Genomic DNA, 13,402 nt, shown 5'->3' on the forward strand with positions numbered 1-13,402 from the left:
CCAGCGACGCGCCCGCTCAAGAGGGAATGGCAATCTTTGATGCCTCGGGCCGGCTGATCGAGTGCAGCGCCAACTTCGCGCGAATGCTCGGAGAGAGCCCCCAGAAGCTCCTGGGGCGCGCGTACGAGGAGCTCCCCCTCTGCGCGGACAGCTCCACCCCGCCGCTGCTCCGGCAGGCCCAGGAGACGGGCAGCCCCACCTCAAGGAACCTCGTGCTGGGCGAGGCCTCGCTGCGGGTCGTCGCCCAGCCCCTGCTGTCGCGCGACGGCGGCTCGCCTCGTGTGGCCGTGACCCTCATGACGCTCGATCAGGAGCAGGTCCCCCGCGAGCGGCTGAGGCAGATCGAGGCCGAGCTCATCCGGTACCGCTCGCTGTTCGAGAACCTCCCGCTGATCTTCTGGATCGTCCGGCCGAACGGGGTGCCGGACCACTTCAACCGGTTCTGGTACGAGTTCACCGGCCTCTCGCAGAGCTCGCTGGAGCCCGGGGCGTGGCACCAGGTCATCCACCCGGAAGATCTTCCCGACATCAACCGGCGCTGGCTCCAGGCCCTGGAGGCGGGCGAGTCCTACGAGTTCGAGTGCCGCTACCGGCGACACGACGGCGCCTGGCTCTGGCACCGCGCTCGGGGCTTCCCCCTGCGGGACGCCGAGGGTCGCGTCCTCTGCTGGCTCGGATGCAGCATCGACATCCAGGAGATCCGCAGCGCCCTCGAGCGGGCGGAGAAGGAGCGCCGCGACTCGGAGCAGGTGCGCGCCGCGCTCAACACCTTCTTCGATGCCGTCCCCGCGGCCATGGGGCTCTTCGACGAGAAGCTGCGCTACATCCGCATCAACCGCTCCCTGGCGGAGATGAACGGCCTGCCCGAGGAGGCCCATCTGGGCCACACCCCGCGCGAGCTCTTCCCGCAGCTGGAGCCCCACCCGGAGGATCTCTTCCGCCAGGTCTTCGATTCGGGAAAGACGGTCACCTTCGAGAGCACCGGCAAGTCGCACGCCTCGGATGAGATCTCCACCTGGCTGGCGTCCACGGCGCCCGTGCTCGGCTCGGATGGCAGCCGCCTGGGCGTGGCCATGGTGGCCCTGGACATCTCCCAGCGAAAGCGCGCCGAGGCCGAGCGCGACCGGCTCATCGTCGCGCTCGAGCGCAGCAACCGGGAGCTCGATCAGTTCGCCTATGTCGCCAGCCACGATCTCAAGGCGCCCCTGCGGGGCATCGCCAACCTGGCGCAGTGGATCTCCGATGACCTGAAGGACGTGATGCCCGAGGAGACACGCGGGCAGATGCGGCTGCTGACGGGGCGGGTCCACCGGATGGAGGCGCTCATCAACGGCATCCTCGCCTACAGCCGCGCCGGCCGGACGAACTCCGAGCCCGAGACCATCGACGTGGGAGCGCTGCTCACCGAGACGATCGAGCTGCTCTCGCCCAAGCCGCCCGCCGCCATCCAGGTGGAGAGCCGCATGCCGCAGCTGCTCGCCGAGCGGGTGCCCCTGCAGCAGGTCTTCCTCAACCTCATGAGCAACGCGCTCAAGCACGCCCAGCGCCCGGACGCGCTCGTGCGGGTGCGCTGCGCCGACCAGGGCGAGGCCTGGGAGTTCGCCATCGCCGACAACGGCCCCGGCATCGCCCCCGAGTATCACGAGCGCATCTGGGGCATCTTCCAGACGCTGCGGGCGAGAGATGAAGTCGAGGGGACGGGCATCGGCCTGTCCGTGGTCAAGAAGATCGTGGAAGCCCGCGGAGGCTCCGTGCGAGTGGAGTCCGCCGTGGGCCAGGGGGCCACCTTCTTCTTCATCTGGCCAAAGACCCCGCCCAAGCGATGAATGGAATCCAACTCATGAGAACGCTGAACATCCTGCTCGTCGAAGACGATGAAGTGGACGTGATGAACGTCCAGCGGTCCTTCAAGAAGAACAACATCAGCAACCCGCTCTACGTGGCGGGCAACGGCGTGGAGGCGCTGGAGATGCTGAGGAGCGGGTCGGTGCCCTCGCAGAACCGGCTCATCCTGCTGGACATCAACATGCCGAAGATGAACGGCATCGAGTTCCTGCGGGCCTTGCGCGCAGACCCCGTGCTGCGCTCCAGCCCCGTGGTGGTGCTCACCACCTCCAATGACGACAAGGACCGCATGGAGAGCTTCCAGCTCAACGTGGCGGGCTACCTCCTCAAGCCGGTGACGTTCTCCTCCTTCGTCGAGCTGATGCTGGCCCTCAACAAGTACTGGATGCTGGTGGAGATGCCCTGAAGCGCTCCCGCCCCCCTTCGCTCCAAGCGGGTGCTGCTCGTGGAGGACAGCCCGCTGGATGCGGAGTTCATCTGCGCGCAGCTCGAGGAGGCCGGAGCCCGCCTGGCGCTCACCCGGGTCGACAGCCACGCCGGCTTCAACGAGGCCCTCTCCGAGTGCCGCTTCGACCTCATCCTCTCCGACTGCCACCGCGCGGGAAGGAACCCTGTTCACCATGCGGCTCCCGAGGAGCCCGCGACCAGGAAGGAGGCCCTCGGTGCAATCGAGTGATTTCGAGAAGATCTTTCGCCTCTCGGCCAACCCGTACATGGTGGTGGACCGCGAGCTGCGGTACGTGGCCGCCAACGAGGCCTACCTGCAGACCACGGCCAGCCGGCTCGAGGATCTCATCGGCCGTCGCCTCTTCGAGCTCTTCCCCCACGATCCGGAGGACCCCAACAACGCCAGCCTGCGCATGCTGCGGGCTTCCTTCGAGCGGGTCCTGTCCCAGCGCGCGCCGGACACGCTGGCGCTCATCCCCTACCGGGTGCCCCGCCAGACCGAGGCGGGGGTGGTCGTCGAGGAGCGCTACTGGAGCGCCACGCACACGCCCCTGCTCGATGAGCGCGGAGAGGTGGCCTACATCCTCCAGCACACGGTGGACGTGACGGAGCTGCAGCGACTCAAGCAGGCCGTGGAGGCGGACCGGGAGCAGTTGGCGCGCTCGGCGCAGATCGAGGCCGGCGTCCTGCTCCGGGCCCAGCGTGTCCAGCAGGCCAACCTGTCGCTCGAGGACGAGCGCCGTCACCTGCATCAGCTGTTCGATCAGGCCCCCAGCTTCATGTGCTTCCTGCGGGGGCGCCAGCACGTCTTCGAGCTGGTCAACCGGGCGTACTACGGCGTCGTCGGGCATCGCGAGCTGGTGGGAAAGCCCGTGCGAGAGGCGCTGCCGGAGCTGGAAGGACAGGGCTTCTACGAGCTGCTCGATCGCGTCTTCATGTCGGGCGAGCCCTTCATCGGTCGCGGGCTGCGGGTGGTCCTTCAGCGGCAGCAGGGCGGGTCGCTGGACGAGGCCTACGTGGACTTCATCTATCAGCCCATCCGTGGGCCTGATGGCCGGGTGTCCGGCATCTTCGTCCAGGGCCACGACATGACCGAGCAGAACCGGGCCGAGGCGGAGGTCCGGCGGCTCAACCAGCTGCTGGAGCGGCGGGTTCAGGAGCGCACGGCGGAGCTGGTGGAGGCCAACAAGGAGCTCGAGTCCTTCAGCTACACCGTCAGCCACGATCTGCGCGCCCCGCTGCGTCACATCACGGGCTTCGCCCAGCTGCTCGAGAAGCGGGTGGGCCCCCAGCTGGATGCCACCGCCCGCCGCTACGTCACGACCATCTCGGAGGCGGCCAGACAGGGCGGGAAGATGGTGGATGATCTGCTGGCCTTCAGCCGCATGGGGCGGGCCGAGCTGAACAAGAGCCCGGTGGTGTTGCGCGAGCTCGTCGCGGAGGTGCAGCGCGAGCTCGCCCCCGATGCCGAGGGACGAAAGGTCGAGTGGCGGGTGTCTTCCCTGCCCGAGGTCCAGGCGGATCAGTCCCTGCTGCGCCTGGCCGTCAAGAACCTCATCTCCAACGCGCTGAAGTACACGCGGCCCAAGCCCGAAGCCATCATCGAGGTGGGAGGCCGCGAGGAGTCCGGCGAGGCCCACGTGTGGGTGAAGGACAACGGCGTGGGCTTCGACATGCGGTACGCGGACAAGCTGTTCGGCGTCTTCCAGCGCCTCCACACGGCCGAGCAGTTCGAGGGCACGGGCATCGGGCTGGCCAACGTGCGCCGCATCATCTCCCGCCACGGCGGACGTGTCTGGGCGGAAGGACGGCCCGAGGAGGGAGCGACCTTCCACTTCACCCTGCCCGCCGCCCAGAAAGAGCCCCCAGCGCGCTGAGCCCGGAGCAGTCCACTCCCCGTCACGGCGCAGCGTTCAGCCCTGCCTGGATTGCTGCACTGCGACAATAACCGTGAACTCAAAGGTAAGCCGGTTACGCTTGTTCACTCTGCTTTCCCACACTTTCGGGAATGCTGGATATGTGGCATTTATTGTCTACACTGCAGGGCATTTCACCTTGGCCTTGGGGAGCCAATGACCCATGCTCGAGTGTCGTCATGTGTCACGCTGTTATTTGTTTCAGTGCTCCTCGTTCGGTGCGTTGACGAGCAGCCGGATGTCAATGTCCGCTCCATCTCGGTAAGCCCCCGCGCCGTCAACCTGGGCTTCGGGCAGCAGCAGCGCTTCACGGCGACAGTCCTCGGCTTCGAGAACACGGCGGTGACGTGGTCCCTCTTCGAGGGCGCCAGCGCCGGGACCATCGACGCGGACGGCCTCTACACCGCGCCCTCCGTCGCGGGCACCTACCACGTGGTCGCCGTCAGCCAGGTGGACCCCAGCCGCAGCAGCTCGGCGACGGTCAACGTGCGCGCCACGGAGCAGCCCGTCGCGGTGAGCCTGTCTCCCGCCGCGGCCCGCCTGACCGTCAGCACCTCCCAGCAGTTCACCGCGACGGTGACGGGCACGGCGAACACCGCCGTGAGCTGGAGCGTGACGGAGGCTGGCGGCGGCACCGTCAGCGCCTCGGGCCTCTACACGGCCCCCAGCACCCCGGGCACCTACCACGTGGTGGCCACCAGCGCCTCGGACCCGACGAAGAGCGCCACCGCCACGGTGACGGTGGAGCCGGTCCAGACCATCATCGTCGTGAGCGTGAGCCCGAGCACCGCGAACCTCCTCACGGGAGAGACGAGGACCTTCACCGCGACGGTGACGGGCACGACGAACACCGCCGTGAGCTGGAGCGTGACGGAGGCCGGCGGCGGCACCGTCAGCGCCTCGGGCCTCTACACGGCCCCCAGCACCCCGGGCACCTACCACGTGGTGGCCACCAGCGCCGCGGACCCGACGAAGAGCGCCACCGCCACGGTGACCGTCACGGCGGCCATCACGGTGACCGTGAGCCCCACCACCGCGACGCTCGTCATCGGCGAGCCCCAGCAGTTCACGGCCACCGTCGGCAACACCAGCAACAACGCGGTGACGTGGACGATCCAGGAGGGGGCCGCCGGTGGCAGCGTCGACGCCAGCGGCCTCTACACCGCGCCTGTCACCCCCGGCACCTACCACGTGGTGGCCACCAGCGAGGCGGACCCGACGAAGAGCGCCACCGCCACCGTCACCGTCACGCCCTTCCCCACCGCCGGCCTCGCCCTGCACTTCTCGGCCGATCAGCTCCTCGGTCCCACGGGCACCCTGCCCGCTGACGGCGCCGCGGTCAGCACCTGGGTGGACCTCTCGGGCAATGGGGGCGACCTGGGCCAGACCGAGGCCAACCGGCAGCCGATCTTCAAGAGCGCCGGCCTCAATGGACTGCCCACGGTCGCCTTCGATGGGTCCACGACGGCGGGCGAGGGAGACTACCTGCGCACGGCCGCCTTCGCGTCCGCCCTGCCCCAGCCCCTCACGGTCTTCTTCGTGTACAAGGCGCCGCCCGTGAGCGCGAACAGGACCCTGCTCGACGCGCCCCCGGCCACGGGGACCCAGCGCATCCGGGTCCAGGCCACCACCGTTCCCGTGGGCGCCCTCCAGCTCTACACGAGCGCGTTCACCAGTCCGGGCACCGCCAAGACGACCGGCTCCTTCTATTACGTCACCGCCGTGTACGCGGGCGCCAACTCGCGCCTGCGCGCCAATGGCCTCGATGAGACGCTCAACAACCGCGATCCGGGCCCCATGGGCATGGCCGGCCTCATGCTGGCGGGACGCCAGGATCTGCTGAACACCGCCTTCGCGCAGACCGAGTTCGCGGAGCTGCTCGTCTTCAGTCGCGTGCTCAGCGACACCGAGCTGGGCCAGGTCGAAGCGTACCTCATGAACCGGTACTTCCCTTGATGCCGTGGGTGAACCTGGGGCCCAGCCGCCACCGCCCCCGCCGTCCTCCCTCTCGAGCCCCATGAATCGACTCTTCCTCCTCTTCGTTGGCTGCTTCCTGCTCGTCGGTTGCTCGGTGAACTTCACCGAGCCCCCAGGGCGACGATGCGATGACTCGCACGCCTGCCCTCCGGAGCAGGTCTGCATCGAGCTGCGCTGCCAGTCCGCGGAGGAGCTACCTCCCGATGGAGGCAGTCCGGCGGACGGCGGATTCGATGGTGGCGCCGACGGCGGGATGGACGGCGGCACCGATGGAGGGACGGACGGTGGCATGGATGGCGGCACCGACGCCGGCATCTCGGTGAGCGTGAACCCCACGTCGGTAAGCATCGCCCCCAACACCACCTACGCCTTCACGGCGACCGTGAGCAACGCGAGCAACCCGGCGGTGACCTGGAGCGTCAGCGAGGGGGCCGCGGGAGGCTCCATCGAGGCGAGCGGCCTCTACACCGCGCCGGCGACGACGGGCACCTATCACGTGGTGGCCACGAGCGTGGCGGACCCCAGCCGGTCGGCCACCGCCACGGTGTACGTCGCCATCCTTCCTCCCAACATCGCGCTGCACCTCTCGGCGGATCGCCTGCTCGGTGAGGGCGTGGCGCTCCCGGCGGACGGAGCGCCGGTCTCCTCCTGGGTGGATCTGTCCGGCAACGGGCGCGACGTGGGCCAGAGCGAGGCCACCCGGCAGCCCGTCTTCAAGCTCTCCGGCCTCAACGGTCTGCCCACCGTTGCGTTCGATGGCAACACGTCCGGTGAAGGGGACTACCTGCTCTCGGCCGCCTTCGCCTCCCCCCTGCCTCAGCCCCTGACGGTCTTCCTCGTGTACAAGTCCCCACAGGTGGATGCGAACAAGACCTTGATGGATGCCCCCAGCGCGGCGGGCACCAACCGGATCCGCCTCCAGGCCACCACCGTTCCCCTGGGCGCCCTCCAGCTCTACGCGACCAAGTTCACGAGCCCGGGCACCCAGAAGATGGCCGGCGCCTTCTACCAGGCCACCGCCGTGTACGACGGCGTCAACTCGCGACTGCGCGTGAACATGATCGAAGAGGCCCTCAACAACCGGGACACCGGCCCTGTCGGGATGGGCGGCCTGCTCCTCGGCGGTCGCCAGGACCGCCTGGACACCTCCTTCGCGCAGACCGAGATCGCCGAGCTGCTCGTCTTCGCTCGCCTGCTCACCGACTCCGAGCGGGATCTGGTCGAGCTCTATCTCCGCGACCGGTACTTCCCCTAAGCTCTCCCTGATCACATGACCTTCGCACAGCCCAAGGCGCCCCCCATGTCCGATGATCGCCTCGGCAAGTACCGGCTCCTCAAGCTCCTAGCCACGGGAGGGATGGGAGAGGTCTTCCTGGCTCGACAGGAGGGGCCCGCGGGCTTCGCGAAGACCGTGGTGGTCAAGCGCATGCTGACGCACCTCGGGAGGGACCCGAAGTTCGTCGAGATGTTCCTCAACGAGGCGCGGCTCGCGGCGCAGCTGTCCCACCCCAACGTCGTCCAGATCTTCGAGCTGGGAGAGCACAACGGGGCCTACTTCATCGCGATGGAGTTCATCCACGGGATGAACCTGCGCGCCATCAAGCGCCGCACGGAGGAGCGGCGGATGGAGGTCCCCGTCGGCTTCGCCGCGTGGATCTGCGCGCAGGCGCTCAAGGGCCTGCACTACGCGCACACGCTCACGGACGAGCTGGGCGCTCCGCAGCACATCGTCCACCGCGACGTCAGCCCGGACAACGTGCTCGTCGGCTTCAACGGCATCGTGAAGATGGTGGACTTCGGCATCGCCAAGGCCTCCACCTCCATCTCCACCACGGGCGCCGGGACGGTGAAGGGCAAGTACGCCTATATGGCGCCCGAGCAGCTGAGCGGCCACCCGGCGGATCCCCGCACGGACGTCTACGCCATGGGCGTCGTCCTCTATGAGCTGCTCGCCGGAGAGCGCCCCTTCACCGGCACCTCGGAGGCCGCGCTCGTCAAGGCCATCCTCCAGGACGCGCCCCGGCCCCTGCGCGAGGTGCGCCCGAACACTCCCCCGGAGCTGGAGGAGATCTGCCGCCGCGCGCTCGCGAAGAATCCCCAGGAGCGCTTCCCGACGGCGGAGAGCATGTCGACGGCGCTCGAGATCTTCGTGCTCGGCCTGGGCGGCGTGGCCCAGGAGGAAGTGAAGACGCTGCTGCAGGGCCTGTTCAGCGAAGAGGCGGACATGGCGACGGTGGTCAGCCTCCGCCACAGGGCCGGCAACCCGTTCGGCCTGCCCACCCCGCCGCCCGGCCCCCCGTCCTCCGCGGGCCGCGCTCCCCTCCCCCTCGTCCCGGCGCCCCTGAAGGCGGATCCGACACAGCCGGGCGCCGCTCCGGTGACGAGCACCTCGCAGTGGGTCAACGTGGATCTCTCCACGGACTTCGCGGCGCCCGTCGTCGCGGCCCCTGCCCCACCAGCCCCAGCACCCGCTCCCGCGGAGCAGCCGCGGCGCCCGAGCCGGAGCTGGCGCTGGCCCGCGGTCAGCGCGGCCCTCCTCATGCTGGCTGGCGGCGCGGCGCTGTGGACGCGCACCGAACGTCCTGCCGCCGAGCCGCGACCCGACGCCGTGCCGTCGGCTCCGGCCCTGGCGCAGCTCCCTGCACGGCCCACCTCCGAGAAGCTTCCGGACACCGAGCCCGCGCCTCCACCTCCCGCGCCCGAGGCGCTCCCTCCCACCGAGGTGCCGCCCGCCGCCGCGACGGCGCAGCCCGCTGCTCCCGCGCCCACTGCCGCTCCCGCCCCCGCTCCCGTCGAGAAGGAGCCGCCCCGCAAGGCCACGGCCACTGCCTCCCGGCCCGCGGCACGCCCGGCGGCCAAGGCCGCCACTGGCACCGTCACGCTGCGAGTCAATCCGTGGGCCGAGGTCTTCTACGCCGGCAAGACGCTGGGGGTGACGCCCATGGCGCCCATCGAGCTGCCGAGCGGCACCCAGACGCTCACGCTGGTGAACCGGGACCTCGACGTGGAGAAGAAGGTCAAGGTCTCCGTCCCGGCGAACCGGGACGTCGTGCTGCGCGTCAACCTGCTCGACGGGATGTGAGCGGGGGCCTCACTGCAGGACGTAGGCGAGCACCGCTCCCACCGCCGCGGTGGCCGCCACGCCGATGGCCACGTTGGCTACGCGCGCGTCGCGCCGGGCCTGATCCTGGCTGGCGAGCGCATCCTCGTAGAAGGTGTCCCGATCGTTCGCCCGCTTCTCCTCGGAGCGTGCCTGCGTGCCGAAGTAGACCGCGCCTCCCGCCGCCGCCACGCTCGTGCCCGACAGCAGCAGCGGGAAGAGCAGCTTCTTCCTGGGCTCGGGGGCTGGCGCCGTCTGGGTGAGGACCGGCTGCGGAGCCGGAGCGGGAGGCTGCAGCTCCACCTTGCGAGGGGCCTCCGGCGCCGCGGGGGCGGGCGCGGGCGCGGGCTTCGGCGGCTCGGGAGTGGCGACCTCCTCGGGAGCGGTCCTCCCCGGCACCCGCTGCGCGAGCGCATCGAAGAAGGTGAGCAGCCGGGGGCTCGAGTACGGAGGCAGCTCCACCTTCGGATCGAGCTCCAGCGCCATGGAGAACGACTTGCGCGCATCCTCCTCGTTGCCGAGGCTGAACGCGCAGAGGCCGGAGTAGAGCTCGATCTCGACCTGCTCGGCGCGGGTGTTGTTCTTCCACCGGCCGGCCTGCTCGAGCCGCTTCAGGCACTTCTCGAACTCCAGGCCCTGGTAGTGGACCTTCGCCTGGGTGAGGAAGGGGTTGGGCTTCTGTGCCGCGAACGCGGGCACCGCGAGGAAGACGACGAGCAACAGGCCCTGCCGGCTGAGACGCATACCCCCTCCGGAATCGCTCGAGAGCCCGCTCAGTGTATCGCGGCCCGAATGCTTCATACAATGAGACTGGCACCAGGGAGCGGAGCGCTCAGCGCCCGAGGATGGTGCGGATCACCGTCAGGGCGGGCTTGGGGGCATAGCGGGTGTCGAAGAGGAGCGGCGCGCTCCCGCTGCCCAGCGAGTTGTACTTGTCGGTGACACCCCAGGCCGTCACGCGAGTGCACGCGCGGCGGGCCTGACAGGCGGCCACCATCCCCTTGTAGATGCGCGCCTGCAGCTCCAGCTGCTCCGCCTCCGGCATGTCGGAGACCTGGGACAGGTTCACCGTCATCTCGGTCAGGTCCGCCCGCAGCCCCGCGCCCTCGAGGCGGGCGATCACCGACTCGAGCTCCGCCTGCGTCGGGTAGTAGTTCGGAGAGACGTGCGCCTGCATCCCGATGCCGTCGATGGGCACGCCCTGCGCCTTGAGCGAGACGGCCAGCTCGTAGATGGCGGCGGCCTTGGCGTTGGGCTTCTCCGCGCTGAAGTCGTTGTAGAAGAGCCGGGCGGAGGGATCGGCGCGGTGCGCCGCCCTGAAGGCCAGCGCGATGTACTCGGGGCCGATGGTGTCCCTCCAGAGGTTGGCGCGCAGCCGGCCTTGATCATCAATGGCCTCGTTCACCACATCCCACTCGGGGATGCGGCCGCGGTAGCGCCCCACCACGGTGGCCACGTACGTCTCGAGCACCTCGATGAGCTCCTCGCGCGTCCAGGTCCGTCCGGTGAGCCAGGCCGGCAGCGAGTTGCCCCAGATGAGCGTGTGGCCCCGCAGCTCCTTGCCGTGCTGCTCCGCGAAGGCCACCAGCCGGTCCGCGTTGGCGAACTCGAACTCGCCGAACCTCGGCTGCAGCTGGGCGATCTTCATCTCGTACTCGGGCGTCATCGAGTCGAAGTGGGCCAGGAACGTCTGCTGGTACAGCGGCTCGTTCACGTCGAAGAGGCGCCCCTGGTTGGTCGCCGCGCCCAGCCGCACCTGGCGCCGGAGCGGGATGGCCTGCACGGGCCCGATGTGCACCGTGCGCGTCTCGTCCTCGTAGCTCGGGAACACCTGCCAGATGCCGACGGGATCGAGCGGACGCGTCCGGGCGAAGGCGTCGAGCCGCACCTCCTGGCCCGGAACGAGCGTGAGCGGCCCGAGCACCGGCTCGAAGTCCACCGCGGGCCCGTCAGGCAGGGAGGCCCCCGGAGGGCGGGCCGTGAGCACCAGCCTGGGGACCTGGACGACGCGCGTGCTCGTGTTGGTGAAGGTGGCCGAGGCCCGCAGGGTGTCGCCGATGACGCCATCGCGCATGGGGAAGGTGAGCGTCATGGCGATGGGGCGCTCCGGACGGGCGTTGCTCACGACGAACGTCCTCGCGGCGAGTGCGAGGTTGCCCCCACTGTCCGTGGCGCGCACCGTCAAGGTGTGGAAGCCGTCACTGACGGTGGAGGTGTCCCAGCGGTAGCTCCAGTCGGTGGTCCCGGTGGCGGGCTCGAACCGGCCCTGGTCGACCTGGACCTCCACCAGGCTCACCGCCTGGTCGTCCGAGGCCAGCCCTCGCACATCCACCGTTCCGCCTACCTGGGCGGAGGCCGCGGGCGCCGTGAGGGAGAGCTCGGGTGCCGTGCGATCCACAGGCTGCTCGGGAGGCGCTTCCGGATCGCACCCCAGGACGAGGAGGATCGCCAGACACCCGACAGCCCAGCTCCGTTGCATAGCGTTACACCTTCCGCCCCGGAGAGGGGCCCCTGAGAGCGCGCGCGACCGCCGGTTCCCCATTCTGACCCAGGAAACCGCCGCGCGAGCACGCCCGAAGCATGCCAGGGGTCGCTGTCGGAGCGCTGCGGCCGTTGTGTGGGCGCAGCCCCCATGGGCGTGCGACTCAGAACGTGAAGAGCATCCCCGTCTCGAGCCCCACGGCGGTGCGCTTGCCTCCGTCCGACCCGAGATCCTCGAGGTCGAACGGCTGCAGCGCATGGCGGGACTGGAAGAGGAAGCCCTCCAGCACCAGGGCGAGCGCGGTCCCCGGCTTGAACTCGTAGCCCAGGCGAGCGGAGCCGTTGCGGAGCAGGCCCGGCCCGGTGCCACTCAGCGCCGCGGTGGAGACGGCGGGGCGCTGGCCTTCCGGCACCGCCGGGTATGCGTAGGCGGGCACCACGTCACCCGGCTTCAGCGCGCGCTGCATTCCCACGAGGCCGTAGACCGCGTGATGGGGGCTGAAGGACTGGCGCGCCGAGATGAAGCCGCCGAAGTCCCGCATGTCCTTGTCCGTGCGCCCCTGGGAGAGCGAGAGCATGCCCAGGTTGGCGGTGTTCTGGCCGAAGTTGAGCTCCACCCGCACGGTGGTGGCTGGCGTGGGGATCAGCTCCGCGTAGAGCGCGCCCTGGTACGAGGTGCCGTGGCGCTCCTGGGGCGTGTCCCGGGCGTAGGTCAGCCGCGTGGCGATCACGCTCGCGCCCACGCGGCTCGAGCCGAACTTGTAGGCGCCGCGCGCGGCGATGGTGGGGAAGAGGCCCAGCTCCAGGGCGGCGTCCTTGGGCGTGGCGTTGGCGGCGGGAAAGCCCAGCGCCAGGCCCACCTCGTAGGAGTCCTGCGTGTGGAGGTACCGGAGCTGCTGGCGCATGAAGCCGGTGTTGCCGGCGGTGAACAGCGCGCCCACCAGGTTGATGCCGTGCGGGTTGATCGGCACCGCGAGATCCCAGTCCTGGCCGAGCGAGAGCGTGTGGCCGGGAGCCGGCACCCAGTCCACCCGCGCGATGCGCAGGCGAGGCAGGGCCTGCACCGTGGGCGTGGCCTTGGCGAAGTCGACGAAGTCCACCTCCACCTGGCCACGCAGCGAGCCCTTCTCATTCACCCAGAGCCCGAAGCGGGTCTGGCCCACCTGGAACGAGAAGCGCGCATCGTCCGGCGCGCTGGGGAACACCGGGTCGCCCGCGCCGGTGGGAGCCGTGGCGTTGGGCTGGTTGAAGGACTCCACCGCGGCCGAGGACACCACCACGCGCGTGATGAAGATGCCGTAGGGGCGCAGCACGTTCTCCGTCGCCGGGGAGGCCGCGGAAGCCGCGGGCGCGGCAGGAGCAGCGGGAGCAGCCGGAGCGGCAGGGGCCGCGGGAGCAGCGGGCGCCTCGGGGGCAGGCGGCGCGGGCGGCGGCACGGTGGGCTGCTGCCGCTCCCCCGTGGTGGGCGGCGGAGTCGTCCCCGAGTCCGGCGCGGTCTGGGCCAGCACGGATGCGCCCACCACCGGAGGAGCACTCCACGAGGACGCCTGGGCCTCGCTCACGGCGGACAGGGCGAGCACTGCGACAAGACGCAACACGGCCATGCAACCTCCAAAGGGAGCAACGAGCAATGGTG

10 protein-coding genes are annotated in these 13,402 nt (G+C 69.9%); 7 read left to right on the top strand and 3 right to left on the bottom strand.

Going from position 1 to position 13,402, the window contains the following annotated elements; translation table 11 throughout:
- Window positions 1-26: 26 nt before the first annotated feature.
- The 7 genes from KY572_RS34000 to KY572_RS34030 all read left to right on the top strand — a co-directional run bounded on the left by KY572_RS34000 (window position 27) and on the right by KY572_RS34030 (window position 9,267).
- A complete protein-coding gene (locus KY572_RS34000; RefSeq protein WP_224247834.1) occupies window positions 27-1,826 on the top strand; it encodes a PAS domain-containing protein in 1,800 nt (599 codons plus the stop codon).
- Window positions 1,827-1,840: 14 nt separating this feature from the next.
- A complete protein-coding gene (locus tag KY572_RS34005; RefSeq protein ID WP_224247835.1) occupies window positions 1,841-2,251 on the top strand; it encodes a response regulator in 411 nt (136 codons plus the stop codon).
- A 39-nt stretch (window positions 2,252-2,290) separates the two neighbouring features.
- A complete protein-coding gene (locus tag KY572_RS34010) occupies window positions 2,291-2,521 on the top strand; it encodes a hypothetical protein (RefSeq protein WP_224247836.1) in 231 nt (76 codons plus the stop codon).
- Window positions 2,508-4,169: an ATP-binding protein gene (locus tag KY572_RS34015; RefSeq protein ID WP_224247837.1), complete on the top strand. Its 1,662-nt coding sequence runs from the start codon at window positions 2,508-2,510 to the stop codon at window positions 4,167-4,169. Before KY572_RS34010 ends, KY572_RS34015 begins: the two co-directional genes overlap by 14 nt.
- Before the next feature lie 243 nt (window positions 4,170-4,412).
- Entirely contained in the window at window positions 4,413-6,164 is a 1,752-nt protein-coding gene (locus KY572_RS34020) for an Ig-like domain-containing protein (RefSeq protein ID WP_224247838.1), read from the top strand.
- Window positions 6,165-6,225: 61 nt separating this feature from the next.
- Window positions 6,226-7,440 carry an Ig-like domain-containing protein gene (locus KY572_RS34025; RefSeq protein WP_224247839.1) on the top strand — a complete coding sequence of 405 codons (1,215 nt, stop codon included), beginning with the start codon at window positions 6,226-6,228 and terminating at the stop codon, window positions 7,438-7,440.
- A gap of 45 nt (window positions 7,441-7,485) precedes the next feature.
- Complete coding sequence (locus KY572_RS34030) at window positions 7,486-9,267, top strand: serine/threonine protein kinase (RefSeq protein ID WP_224247840.1); 1,782 nt, start codon at window positions 7,486-7,488, stop codon at window positions 9,265-9,267.
- A 9-nt stretch (window positions 9,268-9,276) separates the two neighbouring features.
- On the opposite strand, the gene KY572_RS34035 is transcribed toward KY572_RS34030, so the two are convergent.
- From KY572_RS34035 to KY572_RS34045, 3 genes are all read right to left on the bottom strand, one after another.
- A complete protein-coding gene (locus tag KY572_RS34035; RefSeq protein WP_224247841.1) occupies window positions 9,277-10,029 on the bottom strand; it encodes a hypothetical protein in 753 nt (250 codons plus the stop codon).
- Window positions 10,030-10,117: 88 nt separating this feature from the next.
- A complete protein-coding gene (locus tag KY572_RS34040; protein WP_224247842.1) occupies window positions 10,118-11,764 on the bottom strand; it encodes an endo-1,4-beta-xylanase in 1,647 nt (548 codons plus the stop codon).
- A gap of 166 nt (window positions 11,765-11,930) precedes the next feature.
- Window positions 11,931-13,370: a hypothetical protein gene (locus KY572_RS34045; protein ID WP_407660053.1), complete on the bottom strand. Its 1,440-nt coding sequence runs from the start codon at window positions 13,368-13,370 to the stop codon at window positions 11,931-11,933.
- Between the last annotated feature and the right edge of the window lie 32 nt (window positions 13,371-13,402).

The sequence above is a fragment of the Hyalangium gracile genome (assembly GCF_020103725.1).
GTDB classification, from domain to species: Bacteria; Myxococcota; Myxococcia; order Myxococcales; family Myxococcaceae; genus Hyalangium; species Hyalangium gracile.